Source organism: Aeromonas sp. QDB25, from assembly GCF_027707725.1.
In the GTDB taxonomy this organism is placed as follows: Bacteria; Pseudomonadota; Gammaproteobacteria; order Enterobacterales; family Aeromonadaceae; genus Aeromonas; species Aeromonas caviae.
The window spans coordinates 1-16890 of record NZ_JAPCIZ010000083.1 but is presented as its reverse complement, the minus strand read 5'-3'; the positions used below and the strand labels follow the sequence as shown (position 1 = coordinate 16890).

The window sequence follows — 16890 nt, the reverse complement described above, 5'->3', positions numbered from 1 at the left end:
AATATGATGCACGGCGACAGCAGGGTGATGGTGGTGGTGTGTTTGGAGACAGCCAGTTTACCAGCACCCTGTCTGTCAACTTCCACTTTCCCAGGATCCCGCGAAGAACCTAAAAAAAACCGCCGGACGGGGCCGGCGGTATGACATTCATGGCAGCAGGATCAATGGCTGTAGGCTTTCTCGCCGTGGCTGGTCACGTCCAGCCCTTCGCGCTCGGCATCTTCCTTCACCCGCAGACCGATCAGCAGGTCCACCAGCTTGTAGGCCACGGCCGAGACCAGGGCGGTCCAGACCACGGTCACCCCCACGCCGATGACCTGTACCTTGACCTGGGCCAGGATGGAGTATCCCTCGGCCACCTGGTTGGTCACATAGTCCCACACCCCGGTGCCGCCCAGATCCGGGCTGGCGAACACCCCGGTCAGCACGGCACCCAGGATCCCGCACACCCCGTGCAGGCCGAACACGTCCAGGCTGTCATCGGCCCCCAGCAGACGCTTGAGACCGTGCACGCCCCACAGACCAGCCACACCACTGAGCAGGCCGATGATGAGGGCGCCCCCCACACCGACGAAACCGGCGGCAGGGGTGATGGCGACCAGGCCCGCCACCGCACCGGAGACCGCGCCAAGCAGGGAGGGACGGCCCTTCATCGCCCACTCGGCGAAGGTCCAGGAGAGGGCGGCAGCGGCCGGTGCGATCCAGGTGTTGGCGAAGGCCAGGGCAGCCGTGCCGTTGGCTTCGAGGGAGGAGCCAGCGTTGAAGCCGAACCAGCCGAACCACAGCAGGGCGGCACCGATCATGGTCATGGTCAGGCTGTGGGGGGTCATGGGGTCACGGCCATAGCCAACCCGTTTGCCCACCATGAAGGCCCCAACCAGACCGGCCACCGCGGCGTTGATGTGCACCACGGTGCCGCCGGCGAAGTCCAGAGCGCCGTGCTGGAACAGATAGCCTGCGGTGGCACCGGCCGCTTCGGCGGCGGCCGCATCCGTGTAGGCATCCGGACCCGCCCAGTACCACACCATGTGCGCCATCGGGATATAGGCGAAGGTGAACCAGATCACCGCGAACAGCAGCACCGCCGAGAACTTCATCCGCTCGGCAAAGCCGCCGACGATGAGCCCGCAGGTGATGGCGGCAAAGGCGCCCTGGAACACCACGTAGATGAACTCGCTGATCCCGACCCCCTTGCTGAAGGTGGCGGCGATGGAATCCGGCGTCACCCCCATCAACAGCACCTTGTCGAAGGAGCCGTAGAAGGCGCCGCCCTCGGTGAAGGCCAGGGAGTAACCGTAGACCACCCAGAGGACGGTGATGAGGCAGAACAGGGTGAACACCTGCATCAGCACGCTCAGCATGTTCTTGGCGCGCACCAGGCCGCCGTAGAAGAGGGCGAGGCCCGGCACGGACATCAGGATCACCAGGGCCGCCGCCACCATCAGCCAGGTATTGTCCCCCTTGTTGATGGTCACGGTCGCGGCCGCCTGTACCACATCGGCCTGCGCGGCCACCTCTTCGGCCCAGCCCGGGGCGGCCATGGTGGCGGCCAGCGCCAGCAGGCCAGTCATTACGAGTCTCTTGAACATACAGCCCTCTCCTTGTCGTCCCGGCATCCGGGTCCATTTCCTGATATGCATTTCCAACCTGGCCACCTGCCCACCGTACCTGTGTGGCTCACGGAGACATCATGGCGACATGACATGGGGAAAGCATAAAGCAGGCCAAGAAAAATAATCCTTTTATTTCATAGCGTTATCTTTTTATCACATTCAACACGCACCATCTTGGCGCACAATGCCCGGTTACAGGGGGAAAATCGCACTTTGGCTGTGCATTGCCGGGAAAATGCACCAGGATGACCCAACCACCTCACAATGACGGGGCGAACCCGTGGTGATGTCACCTTGGCAGGCTTATCTATCCCGCTAAGGTATTTATGAAATAAATGAAATGGGCCTTACCATGGTGAAATCAAATGAGGCTGACGGCCAATATCCCCCCACCCGAGGGGCACAAGCACGATAAGAGTGCAAACTCGCGCCATTCGTCTGGCTTGCCCCGAAATGCCCGGTCATACTGGCAAGCCATCATCCCCTGTTCCCAGCGCCGCGAGGAGCCCATGCCCAATCTCAACGTGACCGAAATCAAGGCCTTCGTGCCTGCCCGGGATTTCCCGCTGTCAAAGCAGTTCTATCAGGATCTCGGCTTTACCCTGGCCTCCGATGGCGACGGCGTGGCCTATTTTCATCTCGGCAACGCAAGCTTCCTGCTGCAGGATGGCAACCCCCCGGGGCTGGCCGAGCAGCTCATGATGCACCTCCTGGTGGAGGACGTGGCCGCCTGGCAGGCCCAAGTGGAGGCGAGCCAGGTCGCCGCCCGCTATGGCGTCAAGGTCACGGAGCTCGTCACCCAGCCGTGGCGCATGAAGGAGTTCTGTCTGTACGACCCCTCAGGCGTGCTGTGGCGCATCGCGCAGAACATCGACTGAGGGGATGGCAGTCCGAGAGGTTGATGGCCTGACAGCCTGTGGGGCTGAGGGTCTGAGGGTCTGAGGGTACACCTCTTAGCACCGCCCGGAAAAACAAAAGGCCATCCGCGAGGATGGCCTTTTGTCATGGAATCTGATGGTGCCCGGGGTCGGACTCGAACCGACACGTATTGCTACGGCGGATTTTGAATCCCAAAACAACGGTTGAGATATAACTGTGGCAGTTATAACCCATTGATTCAAGCCGATTTGGTTATTTTTGGTTGCGTACGGTTTCTGGTGGTTTGCACTGAATTACACGAAATTGCACGAAAAAGGGAGGCAAAACAGAGGCTCGAATCGGGGTCCCAGCATATCAAATCAAAGACCAAGGACGTGTTCATCCCAAAGTGAACAGACCTCCGAGAGAGCACGGACGAGGAGGTTAGACGAGCGGAGCAATTGATCAACTGGCGGCCTCGGAAATGTCTCAGGTTCAGGCAACCTGACAAGGTATTCGATGAGCATCGTCCGACTGAATAGGCTGGTGTCGCACTTCTAAGTTAAATTCGTGACTCACAGCCATGGATTGGAGGCTTGGCAACCCGGGGGCGATTCACTATCAGTTTGATGGGTAGTCAGGCCGGTCTCTTCGTAATGCGAAGGTCGTAGGTTCGACTCCTATTACCGGCACCAGAAATAATAAGGCTCACAGCGATGCGAGCCTTATTCATTTTTGAGGCGGGCTAACTCCGGGCTAACATCAGCCCCGGCGCACAAGTGGAATCGCCATCGCTTTTTGTATGGGGGGTAGTATTCACCAAACCCCCACCTCAAGCCGGTGTCAGGTGATAACTAGATTTGTACACCGGATTTAGTTGACCACTACACTGCACGACACTTAATCAGTTGATAGGGGCGACATTTGATTTTCGTCACTTCAAGAGCGCAGCTAACGCCGCGTCGAACTCGAAGCGTTCCACCTGCTGTGCCACCTTGGCCAAGCGTCCGGCCAATTCGGGCTGCAGGGAGAGGGTTTGCAACTCGACCAGCACCTCAAGCGCCTCGCTGTCGCTCTCTGCCAGCAGTTGGCCAAGTCTGGCCAATCGTGGCTGTATGTCCGCATCGGGGAGGGCTACCGACGGCGCAGGCTCTAGCGTACCTGCATCCAATACGGCCAGGGCGGCGAGCACGGGGGCCAGGCTTTGTTCCACCCTGTTGAGCGCAGTCTGGAGCTGCTCACCCCTCGCACTGGATTGACAACACAACTCCAGCTCGGCCGCCGCTTGGGCGACCTCGAAGGCTCCGATGTTGCCGGCCGTCCCCTTCAGGCTGTGCGCGAGCCGGGTCGCCGCCGTGGCATCGGGATCCGCGAGGGCAGCCGCGAACTGCGCGGCGAAGCCCTGATTGGCGGCATGGAACTTGCGAAGCAACCGCTGATAAAGCTCAGCCTTCCCCTGGCAGGTGGCCAGGCCGGCAGCCTGATCGATGCCATCCAGCCCGGTAGGCAAGGAACCTGTAGGCGACACAGCCTCGGGCGCAGCCACGCTGGCCACCACTGGTTGGCGGGCGCGTGGCTTGATCCATTTGGCCAGGGTCGCAAACATACTGGCCACGTCGAGGGGTTTGGCGATGTGATCGTTCATGCCACAGACAAGCGCCCGCTCCCGATCACCGCTCATGGCGTTGGCGGTCATGGCGATCACCGGCAATGTGGCAAAGCGCGGCTGCTGGCGGATCAGACTGGTGGCGGTATAACCGTCCATCACCGGCATCTGGCAATCCATCAGCACGCCGTCGAAGTCGGCGTCCTGCGCCAGCAGATCGAGGGCCTGCTGACCATTCTCCGCCTGGCTGAGCTCGATACCCACCTCCTGCAGCAGCTCGCTGGCCAGCTCGCGGTTCAATTCGTTGTCCTCCACCAGTAGCAGGCGGGCACCGCGCAGGCTGGCCGTTGCGCTGGCGTTCAGTTCGCCGCGCTCGGTCGCCCGGCTGTCGACGTGCGAAACCTTGCCGAACACGCTGCCCAGTGCCTCCAACAGGTTGGAGGGGGTCACCGGCTTGGTCAGCACCACGGGTAACTCCACCCCCTGCGACTCGGCTTGCTCCCGTACCTCCTCGCGGCCAAAGGCGGTGACCATGATCACCGACGGCGTTTTTGCCAAGTTGGCCGTGTTCATCTGTCGCACCGTCTCCACCCCATCCATGCCCGGCATGCGCCAGTCCATCAGCACCAGATCATAGGGCAGTGACTTGCCCTCGGCCGCTACCAGCATCGCCAGAGCGGCGCGGCCACTGTCGGCCACATCCACTTCAATGCCGAAGCTGCTGGCCATGCCGTAGAGGATCTCGCGGGCACTGGCGTTGTCGTCCACCACCAGGGCCCGCACACCTAACAGCTCATCCTGGGTGAACATGCGCCGCGGCAGCTCGCCACGCTGCCGCCCCAGCATGACGCAGAAGTGGAAAGTCGAACCTTGTCCCAACACGCTTTCCACCCAGATGCGTCCCCCCATCAGTTCCACCAGCCGCTTGGAGATGGCCAGACCCAGACCAGTACCGCCGTACTTACGGGTGGTCGAGCTGTCGGCCTGGCTGAACGACTGGAACATCCGTTCGCACTGCTGGCCGCTGATGCCGATGCCTGTGTCGCGTACCCAAAAGTGCAACTCCAGGTGTTCACCCTTGTCATGGAGCACCTCGGCTCCCACCACTATCTCCCCCCGCTCGGTGAATTTGGCCGCGTTGTTGCCGAGGTTGATCAGGATTTGCCCCAGCCGCAGCGGGTCGCCGACCAGCGCCGTCGGCAGATCGTGCGCCGTGTCGAACAGCAGCTCCAGCCCCTTCTCCTCGGCCCTCAGGCCAATCATGTTGGCGAAATTGTCCAGCACGTCCTCCAGACGGAAGGGGATAAGCTCCAGCTCCATCTTGCCCGCCTCGATCTTCGAGAAATCGAGGATGTCGTTGATGATCCCGAGCAGATTCTCCGCCGAGCGGTGCACCTTCTCGATGTAGTTGCGCTGACGGCGATCTAGCTGGGTGCGCAGGGCGAGATGGCTCATGCCGATGATGGCATTCATGGGGGTACGGATCTCGTGGCTCATGTTGGCGAGGAAGGCGCTCTTGGCCTGGGTCGCCTCTTCCGCTACTGCCCGCGCCTCGGTCAGCGCCGTGACATCGATGTTGACCCCGGTTGCGCGCAGCGGAGTACCGTCTGGTGTGCGTGTGAAGCGGCATAGCGACTTGAAGGTTCGCACCGCCCCGTCACTTTGACGCACGATGCGAAAGTCGAACTCAATCCGATCGGCCCCCCCCTCAATCGCGCGCTCGAAGACCTGGCTGGCTGACTCGACATCGTCAGGATGCAGTAACCTCTTCCAATGCTCCAGGGTGCCGCCGAAGCCCCTGGGCTCGAGCCCGAACATCTGCTCCAGTTGCGGCGTCCAGTAGTTGCGGCCTGTCACGAGATCGATGTCGAACAGGCCGATGCCGCCTGCCTCCTGCACCAGGGTCAGGCGTTCGCTGGCCGTGCGCAGGGCCTGCTCGGCTACCCTGCGCTCGGTGATGTCGCGGATGGCGCTGGATACAAGCACCCCATCCTCGGTCTCAATGGGGCTCAAGCTGATCTCTACCGGAAACTCCCGGCCGTCCCTGTGCAAGCCGAACAACTCCTGTCCCTGCCCCATAGCCCTCGCCTGAGGCTGACCAAAGAACTGACCACGCTGGCTCGGATGATGGGGGCGGTAGCGCGCCGGCACCAGCATTTCGATCTTGCGCCCCAGCAGCTCCTCACGGTTCCAGCCAAACAGCTCGAGGGCCCGCCGGTTGACCAGCACTATGTCTCCCTCGTGATTGACTATCACCATGGCATCTGGCGCGGATTCGAGAAGATCCCTGAACTTGCGCTCGGCCGCCCGGCGCCGGGTAATGTCCCGATACACCACCACAGAGCCGATCAGCGTATCGCCCTTGAGCATCGGGGTGGTTGAGTATTCCACCGCCATCGGGCTACCGTCCTTACGCCAGAACACCTCACTGTCTACGGTGCGCGGCTGGCCGTCGCGCCCGGTCAGGTACATGGGGCACTCCTCGAGGGGAAACTCGCGCCCATCGGCATGATGGTGATGCACCAGCGCATGCATCTGCCGGCCAACCAGCTCATCCGTGCGGTAGCCGAGCATGGCCGGTGCCGCCGGATTGGCAAAGGTCATCACGCCCTCGGTATCCAGCCCGACGATGCCATCGTTGACCGATTCCAAGAGCAGCCTGGTACGCTCTTCCAGCTCGCTGCGCTCCTGCAACTCGCGCAATGTCGCTTGCTTGCTCATCAACAAGGCAAGACTGAAAGCGATCACCGGCACCGCGTCGGTCAGCACCTCCTCCTGATATCGGGGAACATTCATGTAGCCCAACTCCAGCACGGCGATCACCCTCTCCGCACTTCGGATAGGGACGATGGACAGCGTGCGTGGTACGGCAGAAAGAAGGCCGGACTGGATCCTGATTGCCTCATCCGGCAAGTTCTGACACTGTATCACCCTGCCCGTCGCCACAGCCTCACCAGCCAACCCCTCACTTATCTTAAACGGCCTGCAACCCGATGGTTCGATGCCAAATCCGGCCCGGCAGCGAAAATCGCCCTCGTCCTCATCGTGGACGAAGAAGGCCCCCACATCGGCCTCTAGCCAGGGGATAAGATATTGCAGCAATCGCTGGCCGAATTGGGCCAGATCGTCGCTGTTTTGCAACTGCTGCGACAGCTCGCCAGCCCGCGCCTTGCCCCCCAGCACAGTTTCCTGTCTGTTCGCCTCCTCGCGGATCCGGCGCAACGCCAAGTTAAAGCCGCGGATCAGGCCGGCAAGCTCCTGATGCTGGCCCTCCGGCAACTCGGTGATGCCGCTGGCGGTCTCTCCGTTCTGTCCACCCAGCATCATGAGCGCCTCACGCAGGTCGGCCAACGGCCGGAAGACGATGCGCAGGCTGGTGAGCAACAGGACTATCAGCACCAGATCCACGGCCAGGATCTGCAGGATGAGCTGGTAGAAGTTGCTGCGGATGGTCGCGTCGAGTTTGTCGCGGGAGAACTGTATGCGCAGGAGACCGATACGTTCATCGGGCTTATCGGTGAGGACGATCCCCTTCTCCAGCGTGAGCGCATGCATCGGCAAGTCGTCCTTGAGCGCCACGATAGCTCCCGTGGCATCACGGTTGAAGGCGGCTATCGTCACGTCATTTACATCTTTGATTTCCAGTGCGGCAATCTCGGGAATAGCCAGTTGTGCACGCAGAACATTGGCGATCACATCCTTGTTAAGCTCCCACAGAGGGGTGGCCGCGCTCTGAGCGATACGGTTCAACGCCCCCACCTGTAGATCGCCGAAGCGTTCGTTTAGTTCGCCGACGAGGCGCGAGTGACCGTAGAAGCCTGAAACGGCCAGGGTCAGGGTGACTGCCACCATGAGCAGGAGCGATAAACGGGCACGCAGTGAATGAAACACACAGCCTCCTTGCTAGGGCTCAACGGAGAAATATCGCTCGGTGTACTTGCGGTAAATGGCCTCATAGCGCCCATCCTTGCGCATGAGAGCGATAGCCTTGTCAAAACCGTCGCGTACCGCCGGATCAGTAAAGGCGGCCTTGAAGCGCGTCGGCGGGAAGATGTCGTAACTGATGACCTCCTGCCCGGGCTCAACCTGACGCTCGGCGATCAGCTTCTGGTGGTAATAACGGAAGATGCTCTCATCCATGATCGCGACATCTATCCGGCCGAGCAGCAGCATATGAACCTGGCTCTGTTGCTGAGCCAGCTCCTTGTAGCGGGGGTTGCCGGCAACGACCCGAGCAAACTCCTCCCCCAGATAGCGATCGGCATACTGGAAGGCGATCACAGACTTACCGCCCAGATCGGCAATACGGTGAATGACCTGCTGGCTGGACTTCAGGACAAAGGCCCGGTTGTGGTATTGCATGAAGTAATCGGAGTATTCAGCCTGTAACCCAGAACTCTCCTGAATGATGGTCGTGCCGTCGACCTGCCGATCGGCAAACATCCTGAAACCACGTTCGATGGGAACATAGATAGGCTTGACCTGATAACCGCCCTCCGCCAGAGCGGTGCGAACTATGTCAAGCAGGATGCCACTACCGTCTTCGAAGACATAGGGAGGCGTGTACTGGCTGACGACGATCTTAAGCTCAGTCGCGAACCCTTGGCCGCCGAGACAGATAAACAGAGACAGGGCCTTGAACAATCGCATCAACACGATATCTTCCCTCTTACCTTGAATGCTGAGCTCCATATGACACCCACCAGCTCAGCAGTAGACAGAAAGTCAGCGCAGGCACCCGGATGGAAGGCTCAAAGACCCCTGGCGAATGATGTCCGGTGCTTCCTCGTGAGGTATTCCCGGCAGCAGAGTGGCTCCTTGTCTTGGCTCAGGGGGTTGGCTGTTGCTTGGCCAAACCCTGCTCGCTGTCGCTGAAGCGTTCGGCGATGGCCTTGAATTGCTCGGTGGCGGACAGGAAGGCGGCACAGACGTCCGGATCGAAGTGCCAACCCCCTCCCTGGCGGATGATATCCACAGCCTCCTCGTGCGGCATGCCCGGCTTGTAGACCCGGTGACTGATCAACGCATCATAGACATCGGCCACCGCCATCAACCTGGCACTGATGGGGATGTCATCCCCAGAGAGGCCCTGGGGATAACCGCTGCCATCCCACTTCTCCTGATGGCTGTAGGCGATCTCCTTGGCCAGGCGCAGAAAATCTACCGGAAACCCGAGCTGATCCTCGGCCCGCTGGATAGCATCGCGCCCGAGCGTGGTGTGGGTCATCATGATCTCGAACTCTTCCTTAGTGAGGCGACCGGGTTTCAGCAGGATATGATCGGGGATGCCGACCTTACCAATGTCATGCAAGGGAGCCGACTTGAACAACAGGTGAATGGTCTCGTCATTGAGGAAGTGGCGAAAACGGGGGTGATCACGCAGCAGCTCGGCCAGTAGCTTGACGTAGTGCTGAGTCCGGCGAATATGGTTGCCGGTTTCATTGTCGCGGGTCTCCGCAAGAGAGGCCATGGCCTGGATGGTCACCTCCTGGATGACCACCACCTCACGGGTCCGGCGCTGGACCTCCTGCTCGAGAAAATCGTTCTGATCCCGCAGAAAGTCGGCGGCCGCCTTAAGCTTAATCTGGGTTTCGACCCGCGCCAGCACTCGCGACGGGCTGATGGGCTTGGTGATGTAATCGACGGCCCCCAGCGCCAGCCCCTGGAGCTCGCTCTCCACCGCCGCCATGGAGGTGAGGAAGATGATGGGGATATGGCGGGTGCGGGCATCTTGCTGCAACTGTTCAGCCACCTGCAACCCGGACAGTCCGGGCATCATGATATCCAGCAGAATAAGATCTGGCAGCGGATCTCCCGCCAGAATGCGCAGCGCCTTCTCACCATTGTTGGCGAGCTTGACCCTGTACTTGTCCTTGAGCAGCTCCGCCATCAGCATCAGGTTGTCCGGGGTATCGTCCACTACCAGTATGGTGGCGGGTTGATAGGTACTGTATGAGTCTCTCATGATGGGCGCCATTCATGTTTAATTGAGAGGTGATAGCTAACATGTTTAAAAACAACATAATTTCCAAAAAACGCAACGCTTAGTATGAGCTAACGATAGTACATGTAGTGATGTGATGGACGCCCCTACCCAACGCAGTCAGCTTCATACTTCGATTGGCTGCGTTTAACTTGGGAGAGCATCACATGAACACGATCAAAGTAGTGGGTATTGATATCGCCAAGTCTGTTTTTCAGGTGTGCGTCTGGATGGCTGATGGTTCTGTTGCTTGGAATCGTAAAATATCTCGCCAAAAACTGCTCCACACTATGCGCCAGTTTCCACCGCAAACACTGATAGCCATGGAAGCTTGCTCCTCATCTCACTTCTGGGGGCGGACACTGATATCGATGGGCTATGACGTAAGGCTCATTCCTACACAGCATGTCAAAGCCTTTGCAAGGCACCAGAAGAATGATGCCAACGATGCATTAGCTATTTGTGAAACGGCTTGCCGACCAGGGATCCATTTCGTAACTGTTAAAACTACAGAACAGCAAGATATCAAAGCGTTACGTAATGCTCGCCAGCTCATTGTTGAGCAGCGAACCGCTCTGGCTAACCAACTGCGGGCACTACTTGCTGAATACGGGCTCATCCTTCCGACCGGTATACAACGCCTCCAACAGCAACTGCCGGATGTGCTTGAAGATGGAGCCAATATGATAACCTTCACGCTTCGCCGACTACTGAGCCTGTTACGAGAAGATATGCAGATGCTCGCTGAACGGATTGATGTCTTGGATAAGGAAATTGCCGAACTGTCCAGCCAGCAGGTTGCCTATCACCACTTACTGACCATTCCAGGCGTCGGACCGCTGATTGCCGCAGCAGTAGTCAGTGAGGTTGATGCGGCCCAGTTTTCCAGTGGCCGTGAGCTCTCTGCCTGGTGTGGCTTAGTCCCTCGGCAGCACAGTTCAGGTGGAAAGCAACGGCTTTCATCCATGACCAAAAACGGTAATCGTAACCTGAGGACGTTGATCATCCATGGAGCTCGAGCGGTGATGCGCTGTGTGCAAAAGCGAGATGATAGTTTAGGGAGATGGGTGAAGGCAGTTGAATTACGGCGTGGATTCTTGAAGGCCACCGTCGCCCTGGCAAATAAGTTAACTCGGATTATCTGGCGTGTACTGACTGACTCGGTGGATTTCAGCATGAACAGAGCCTTTGCAGGAAGTTAATTTGATATTTGCTTAGAAAATACACGTTACTGAGTTTGCAGGCACTGATGAGAAAACGGGTACCGTCCTTGTAACAGCCTGAATTAGACCTGGGTATGCATATACCGGTGTAGTGATAAGGAAGCAAGGCTCGGATGACATCATGGCGAGGGAGTTGATCCCATCATTAACGCCGGATATATGGTCGCAAACCGTATCAGCTCAGTTCTTGCACAACCCAGGGGCGTCCATATATGGTCAAATATATCCGGAAACACGGTTACGCTGATTCTGGGCTTCTGCATACACAGCGCCCATCGGATTGAGCTGCTCGGGAATTCGCTGCGAAAAACAAAGTCGGTAGCGTGATCCGAACGAGCGTCAATCGTGAGTCGGTCAACCCAATGTCGACGCCCATCCAGAAAGGATGGATTATTGAACAAATTTATAGGGCTCACTTGGGGTTACCACAACCCTAATTGTCGGAATAACATCCCGTCATGTTTTCAACGTCCCGGTAGTGTCGATGAAATATCGGATGGGCGACCCTCAACCTTTGCGACAATGCTGAACGCTGAACTCCGCGAACGGTAGATTCTGGGAATGATGCTTGAACGGCAGGGTATTCGGGCTGGGGCACATTACCAACCTTCGCGGTGGCTGGCTGGTGTTCCAGAGCATCAAAACCGCCGTCAACACCGCCAGCCAACATTCTATTTGGACCAGAATTGCTCGAAATACTGGTTGGCCAAAGCCTGTGCTTCAACAAGCGGAGTGGGTGATCACCTACCTAGAAAGCTAATTACTCAGACCGACATGCGCGCTTCACACTGGCGGGTGAGATCCCGAAGTGTTCAGCCGTCAGCTTGATGCTTGCATATTCCGGCCGATCATGAACACCGATTCCGGTTCAACGTGAACACCATTTCCGGACCAATGTGAACGCTCATTCCGGCTCAACCTGAACACTTTGCCCCTCCTTTCCGGAAACAGTGTTCAACATCCCGGAATCACTGTTCACATTCACCAGAATCATCCTTAACGCATTGATTTAACAACCTTTGATACGCTCTCCCTTTTGCCAGGGAAGAGCCTATGTCTGCCAAGAGGATTGCAATGCGTAAAATTCGTGAAGTGCTGCGACTGCGGCTGGAAGCTGACCTCTCTGTTCGCCAAATCAGTATCTGTACCAAGGTCAGTGTCGGCTCCATCCAGAAACTCCTCAAAAGTGCCCAGGCGCTCGGCCTTACCTGGCCCTTACCTACCGAGCTTGATGATGGCCGACTGGCTGCCCTGTTCTATCCGCAGGCCGATACCACCATCTCGGCCCGCCATGTTGTGCCGGATTGGCCCTCTGTCCATCAGGAGCTCAAGCGCAAGGGGGTCTCCAAACAGCTGCTCTGGGAGGAGTACACCCAGCGCTATCCCAATAGCTGTTACAGCTACTCCCAGTTCTGCGACCGTTACAAGTCCTGGTGTCAGTTGCAAAAGCGCTCCATGCGCCAGATCCATAAGGCGGGGGAAAAGCTCTTTATCGACTACTGCGGGCCCACGGTGCCCATCGTGTCGCCGACCACGGGTGAGGTCCGTCAGGCACAAGTCTTTGTCGCCGTGCTCGGTGCGTCCAACTACACCTTTGCCGAGGCCACCTGGTCACAGTCACTGCCGGACTGGCTGCAAAGCCATGTCCGTGCCTTTGAGTTTTTCGGCGGGACACCGGCACTGCTGATCCCCGACAACCTCAAGAGCGGTGTCAGCAAGGCTTGCCGATACGATCCCGAGCTCAACCCCAGCTACCAGCAGTTGGCCGAGCACTATCAGGTGGCGGTGATGCCAGCTCGTCCTTACAAGCCCAAGGACAAGGCCAAGGCGGAGGTGGGTGTGCAGATCGTCGAGCGCTGGATCCTGGCCCGTCTACGCCATCAGACCTTCTTCTCGCTTGCCGAACTCAACCAGTGCATCCGTGCCTTGCTGAACGAACTCAACGAGCGTCCGTTCAAGCAACTGCCCGGTAACCGACGTGACGCATTTGAGCAGTTGGACCGCCCGGCACTGGGACCACTGCCGGTGCATCCCTATCGCTATGTCGCCATCAAAACGGTCAAGGTCAACATCGACTATCACGTCAGCTATGAGCGGCACCATTACTCGGTGCCACACCAGTATGTGGGTCAGCAACTGGAGCTCCATGCAGGCGACACACTGCTTCAGGTCTATCACCAGCAACAGCTGGTCGCGAGCCATCCACGTAAAACCATCCCGGGAATGAGCACGCTCCCTGAGCACATGCCGGAACGTCACAGCAAGCAGCAACGCTGGACCCCAGGGCGTCTTAAACAGTGGGCTGCTGACATCGGACCGAGCACCTTGTGCTGGGTTAGCGAACGGTTGGAAGAGAAAGCCCATGCCGAGCAGGCATACCGACTCTGCCTGGGGCTGCTGAGTCTTAGCCGGGAGTATCCGCCATCACGGGTTGAAGCCTGTTGCCAGTTGGCCAACCGGGAAGGTCTGGTGCGACTCAAACAGCTCAAGTCGGTGCTGACCAGTGGCCGCGACCAACTGCCCGCAAGCCCGCTGAGCTACCCAGAGTTACCGCAAGAGCACGAGAACATCCGTGGCCCCCAGAGCTTCCACTAAAGAGGATACGCCCCATGACCCAACAAACCCTGACCCGCCTGAGAAACCTGAAACTGACCGGCATGGCGGATGCCGTGCAACAACAACTGGAACATGCGAGTACCTACGAAGGGCTGCCCTTCATCGAGCGGCTAAGCCTGCTGGTCGAACACGAACAACTGAGCCGGGAGCAGCGTAAGCAAACTCGGCTGGTCAAGCAGGCAAGGCTCAAACTCCAGGCCACGGTGCAGGAGCTGGACTACCAGTCAGCACGCAACCTGGAGCGGTCACAGGTAGCAAACCTGGCCCAAGGAGAGTGGCTGCGCCGGGGCCAGAACCTGCTCATTACCGGCCCCTGTGGCTGTGGAAAAACCTACCTGGCTTGTGCGCTGGGCTACCAAGCCTGTCAGCAAGGGCATAGCACTCGTTACTACCGGCTGCCACGTCTGCTGCTTGAGCTGAGCCAGGCCAAGGTAGATGGCAGTTACGCCAGACTGTTGGGTCAACTGGCAAGGATAGAGCTGCTGATCCTGGATGACTGGGGACTGGAGGCGGTGAATGCCGAACAGCGCAACGCACTGCTGGAGATCATGGATGATCGGTATGGGAAATACTCGACGATAGTGGTCAGTCAGCTGCCAACTGAAGAGTGGTACGCGAGCTTGGGTGACAACACCCTGGCAGATGCGATCCTGGACCGGCTGATGCACAACGCTCACCGGCTGTCACTGAAGGGAGAATCGATGAGGAAGAGGAGAAGTGAGTTGACCCAATCTGAACAGTCGAGTTAGAAACGAGATGACGTGAGCGCGTTAAGGATCAGGGTGTTCACGTTGGCCGGAATGGCTGTTCAACTTCGCCGGAATACGCAATGCTCGCTGAATTCTCTTTGCGCCAGATGGCAACGGCAACATCGTCAATTGTCTTCTCGCGCCCCAGCGCCTTACCTTCTGCCTTCGCCTTGGCAATCCCAGCCATCTGCCGGAGCTTGATGTTTGAACGTTCCAATTCTGCAACAGCGGCCAACATGGTCAGCATGGCTTTGCCAATGGGCGTGGACAGATCAAACCCCTCCCGCAAGCTGATGATTGAAACGCCCTTGCTTTGAAGTGCCTCAACCGTATTTAACACGTCGATGGTATTGCGCCCAAGGCGATCTACCGCAGGAACGATCAGCGTATCTCCCTTGCGTATGAACTTGAACAGCTCAGCGAAGCCAGGGCGCTGTAGCGCCCTCACGCCTCCCGATACGCCCTCGTCAGTAAACCAGGTTTCGACATTGTGTGTCTGTTCAATGCTGTGCCGTTGAGCTCCAACACTCTGCTCGCCCGTACTTACCCTGAGATACCCGATGACTGCCACGATATGTTCCCTTTAGTTGGCTCATTATCTATGGCTCTAAATATAGATATGGCTCATAGGAAAAACAACAGCTTTGAACCATGTTTTTGAAGGGCTGATTTAATGGCTCAAAAAGTACACGTTATGGTCCACTTCAGTTGAGTGGATACCATAGAGGGGCTTGGGTTTACCATAAGCCCCCTTCATGCATTCGGGACGTACTAGATGCCGTTTTTATAGTTCACCTCCGCGAATATTCTTCGAGTCGTAGGTAACGGGCATCTTGCAATAGCCGTGGATCGACCTGCACAATCTCGCCCAAGCATTGACTAAGCTCCTCACTCCCCCACGGCTGGTTGGCAATCACCGCATTCAGCAGCAGCAATACTTCAGCTGGGAACCGCTTACACAAGCCTGATTCGTGCAGCTCATAGAGAACGTAGTGCGGATGTTCAATCGGTTTCAGCCAGTCCTTTACAGAGTCTAAGGAAGGTGCGAATAAGTCATATGGCACGAGAGCATTTACTGGTAACCAATTGATATTAAATGACTAAAATTTTCATTTTTTGTTCGTGGGATACTTGTTCGCACTTTCCCTAGTTCAACATTGAAGTTCTTCTTGGCCAGCTCTGCAAGGGTATCGAGCATCTCCTGTCGCATAGCATTGCGTCCAACCTTTGTGTGCTTTTCAGGATACGAGTCCCTAAAGATATGGGTAAAAATATCGACTTCATACCCAGTCATAGCTTTATAGTTGCTTACCGTTCGTGGATCACATTCCAAGCATGCAGCGATGAGACCTCGAAGTTTAGTATCGCGCTGCCCATCCACGATATAGCAACGCTCATAAGTTACCTTCACCAAAGCCGCCACACGGGGACACTTACTGCGCTTACCGTAAGTCGGCAACGCCTCTCTCTTTTCATATACTCTCAAAATTATCTGGTTAATGAAGTCATCAAGCCACTCTGGTATGTAAGCGCCTTCACTTTTAAGACTGATGTAGTTGGTAAGAGCCGCGCGACTCATGGAGATATCGTTTCTATCGGAAGTAAACAACAGTAAGTTATCTCTCCGAGGGTCTTTCCCATTCAATATCATCTCTTCTCGTACACTTTGTGCCAACGTCAATAAATCATTTTTCATTTTTGAATGCTCGCAATGTCACCGAAAACGCGCTCAGTCAAAGCAGCCTTATGCTCTACACACAGGTGGGCGTATCGCATAACCATCGTAAGAGTCTTGTGCCCCAAGTGGTTGGCAATCTCCAACAGGGTGGCGCCATTCTTGGCGAGAAGGGAGGCGCAGGTATGGCGCAGATCGTGAAAATGGAAGTCGGTGATTTCTGCCTCTTTTCGGCATGCTTTCCAGTGGTGATCGAAGTGTGCAAACGGTCCATGCAATGCCGCAGTGTGGGGGAACAAATAGACATCCCCCACCTGACGGAACGGCATTAACTCTTGAATAACGGCGACTGTCAGCGTCAAAACGCGCTGCGAGCCATTCTTCGTGCGCGGCAAGTGCGCAGTCCTACTCTGAAAATCAAGATCTGACCATTTCAAGTTGATTAGCTCACTCCTACGGTAATCCCCCCATTTTTTGGAGCACTCAAAAGTAGAGGTCATGCGGCCTGTGCCAAGCGCTGTTTCGGCGTGTAGCCGCCCAGCGCCATATTGGGCCGCTCATGGTTAT

At 57.4% G+C, this 16890-nt stretch carries 11 protein-coding genes and 1 pseudogene; 5 read left to right on the top strand and 7 right to left on the bottom strand.

Features of this window, described 5'->3' with window-relative positions; genetic code table 11:
* Positions 1–161: 161 nt before the first annotated feature.
* A complete protein-coding gene (gene amt / locus PG883_RS19825) occupies positions 162–1589 on the bottom strand; it encodes an ammonium transporter (RefSeq protein ID WP_010673021.1) in 1428 nt (475 codons plus the stop codon).
* Positions 1590–2122: 533 nt separating this feature from the next.
* Here amt and PG883_RS19820 point away from each other — a divergent pair.
* Together PG883_RS19820 and PG883_RS19815 are read left to right on the top strand one after the other, a co-directional pair.
* Positions 2123–2491 (top strand): VOC family protein, encoded by a 369-nt coding sequence (locus tag PG883_RS19820; RefSeq protein ID WP_270807785.1) that lies wholly within the window; start codon positions 2123–2125, stop codon positions 2489–2491.
* A gap of 378 nt (positions 2492–2869) precedes the next feature.
* Positions 2870–3013 (top strand): annotated as a pseudogene (locus tag PG883_RS19815) (IS30 family transposase); the annotation flags it as partial.
* Between the two features lie 392 nt (positions 3014–3405).
* Here the strand turns inward: PG883_RS19815 and PG883_RS19810 are convergent.
* From PG883_RS19810 to PG883_RS19800, 3 genes are all read right to left on the bottom strand, one after another.
* Positions 3406–7968 carry a PAS domain S-box protein gene (locus PG883_RS19810; RefSeq protein ID WP_270807783.1) on the bottom strand — a complete coding sequence of 1521 codons (4563 nt, stop codon included), beginning with the start codon at positions 7966–7968 and terminating at the stop codon, positions 3406–3408.
* A gap of 12 nt (positions 7969–7980) precedes the next feature.
* Positions 7981–8769 carry a substrate-binding periplasmic protein gene (locus PG883_RS19805; protein WP_270807781.1) on the bottom strand — a complete coding sequence of 263 codons (789 nt, stop codon included), beginning with the start codon at positions 8767–8769 and terminating at the stop codon, positions 7981–7983.
* A 136-nt stretch (positions 8770–8905) separates the two neighbouring features.
* Entirely contained in the window at positions 8906–10042 is a 1137-nt protein-coding gene (locus tag PG883_RS19800) for an HD-GYP domain-containing protein (RefSeq protein ID WP_270807779.1), read from the bottom strand.
* A gap of 185 nt (positions 10043–10227) precedes the next feature.
* Here PG883_RS19800 and PG883_RS19795 point away from each other — a divergent pair, with 185 nt between their 5' ends.
* The 3 genes from PG883_RS19795 to istB all read left to right on the top strand — a co-directional run bounded on the left by PG883_RS19795 (position 10228) and on the right by istB (position 14648).
* Positions 10228–11262, top strand: coding sequence for an IS110 family transposase (locus PG883_RS19795; RefSeq protein ID WP_210538124.1), 1035 nt, complete (start codon positions 10228–10230; stop codon positions 11260–11262).
* A gap of 1074 nt (positions 11263–12336) precedes the next feature.
* Positions 12337–13878: an IS21-like element ISAs29 family transposase gene (gene istA, locus PG883_RS19790; protein WP_270807776.1), complete on the top strand. Its 1542-nt coding sequence runs from the start codon at positions 12337–12339 to the stop codon at positions 13876–13878.
* Between the two features lie 14 nt (positions 13879–13892).
* Positions 13893–14648, top strand: coding sequence for an IS21-like element ISAs29 family helper ATPase IstB (istB, locus tag PG883_RS19785; RefSeq protein ID WP_039272515.1), 756 nt, complete (start codon positions 13893–13895; stop codon positions 14646–14648).
* A 37-nt stretch (positions 14649–14685) separates the two neighbouring features.
* Here the strand turns inward: istB and PG883_RS19780 are convergent, their stop codons facing one another.
* The 3 genes from PG883_RS19780 to PG883_RS19770 form a co-directional block, all read right to left on the bottom strand.
* Positions 14686–15219: a recombinase family protein gene (locus tag PG883_RS19780; protein ID WP_270807773.1), complete on the bottom strand. Its 534-nt coding sequence runs from the start codon at positions 15217–15219 to the stop codon at positions 14686–14688.
* A 501-nt stretch (positions 15220–15720) separates the two neighbouring features.
* Entirely contained in the window at positions 15721–16344 is a 624-nt protein-coding gene (locus tag PG883_RS19775; protein WP_270807771.1) for a hypothetical protein, read from the bottom strand.
* Entirely contained in the window at positions 16341–16823 is a 483-nt protein-coding gene (locus PG883_RS19770; protein ID WP_270807769.1) for a site-specific integrase, read from the bottom strand. The genes PG883_RS19775 and PG883_RS19770 overlap by 4 nt, the downstream gene beginning before the upstream one ends.
* Between the last annotated feature and the right edge of the window lie 67 nt (positions 16824–16890).

Bases quoted from the DNA above. Each gene is read 5' to 3' on its own strand.
- amt (WP_010673021.1), bottom strand. From the start codon at position 1,589: ATGTTCAAGAGACTCGTAATGACTGGCCTGCTGGCGCTGGCCGCCACC.
- PG883_RS19820 (WP_270807785.1), top strand. From the start codon at position 2,123: ATGCCCAATCTCAACGTGACCGAAATCAAGGCCTTCGTGCCTGCCCGG.
- PG883_RS19805 (WP_270807781.1), bottom strand. From the start codon at position 8,769: ATGGAGCTCAGCATTCAAGGTAAGAGGGAAGATATCGTGTTGATGCGA.
- PG883_RS19800 (WP_270807779.1), bottom strand. From the start codon at position 10,042: ATGAGAGACTCATACAGTACCTATCAACCCGCCACCATACTGGTAGTG.
- PG883_RS19795 (WP_210538124.1), top strand. From the start codon at position 10,228: ATGAACACGATCAAAGTAGTGGGTATTGATATCGCCAAGTCTGTTTTT.
- istA (WP_270807776.1), top strand. From the start codon at position 12,337: ATGTCTGCCAAGAGGATTGCAATGCGTAAAATTCGTGAAGTGCTGCGA.
- istB (WP_039272515.1), top strand. From the start codon at position 13,893: ATGACCCAACAAACCCTGACCCGCCTGAGAAACCTGAAACTGACCGGC.
- PG883_RS19775 (WP_270807771.1), bottom strand. From the start codon at position 16,344: ATGAAAAATGATTTATTGACGTTGGCACAAAGTGTACGAGAAGAGATG.
- PG883_RS19770 (WP_270807769.1), bottom strand. From the start codon at position 16,823: ATGACCTCTACTTTTGAGTGCTCCAAAAAATGGGGGGATTACCGTAGG.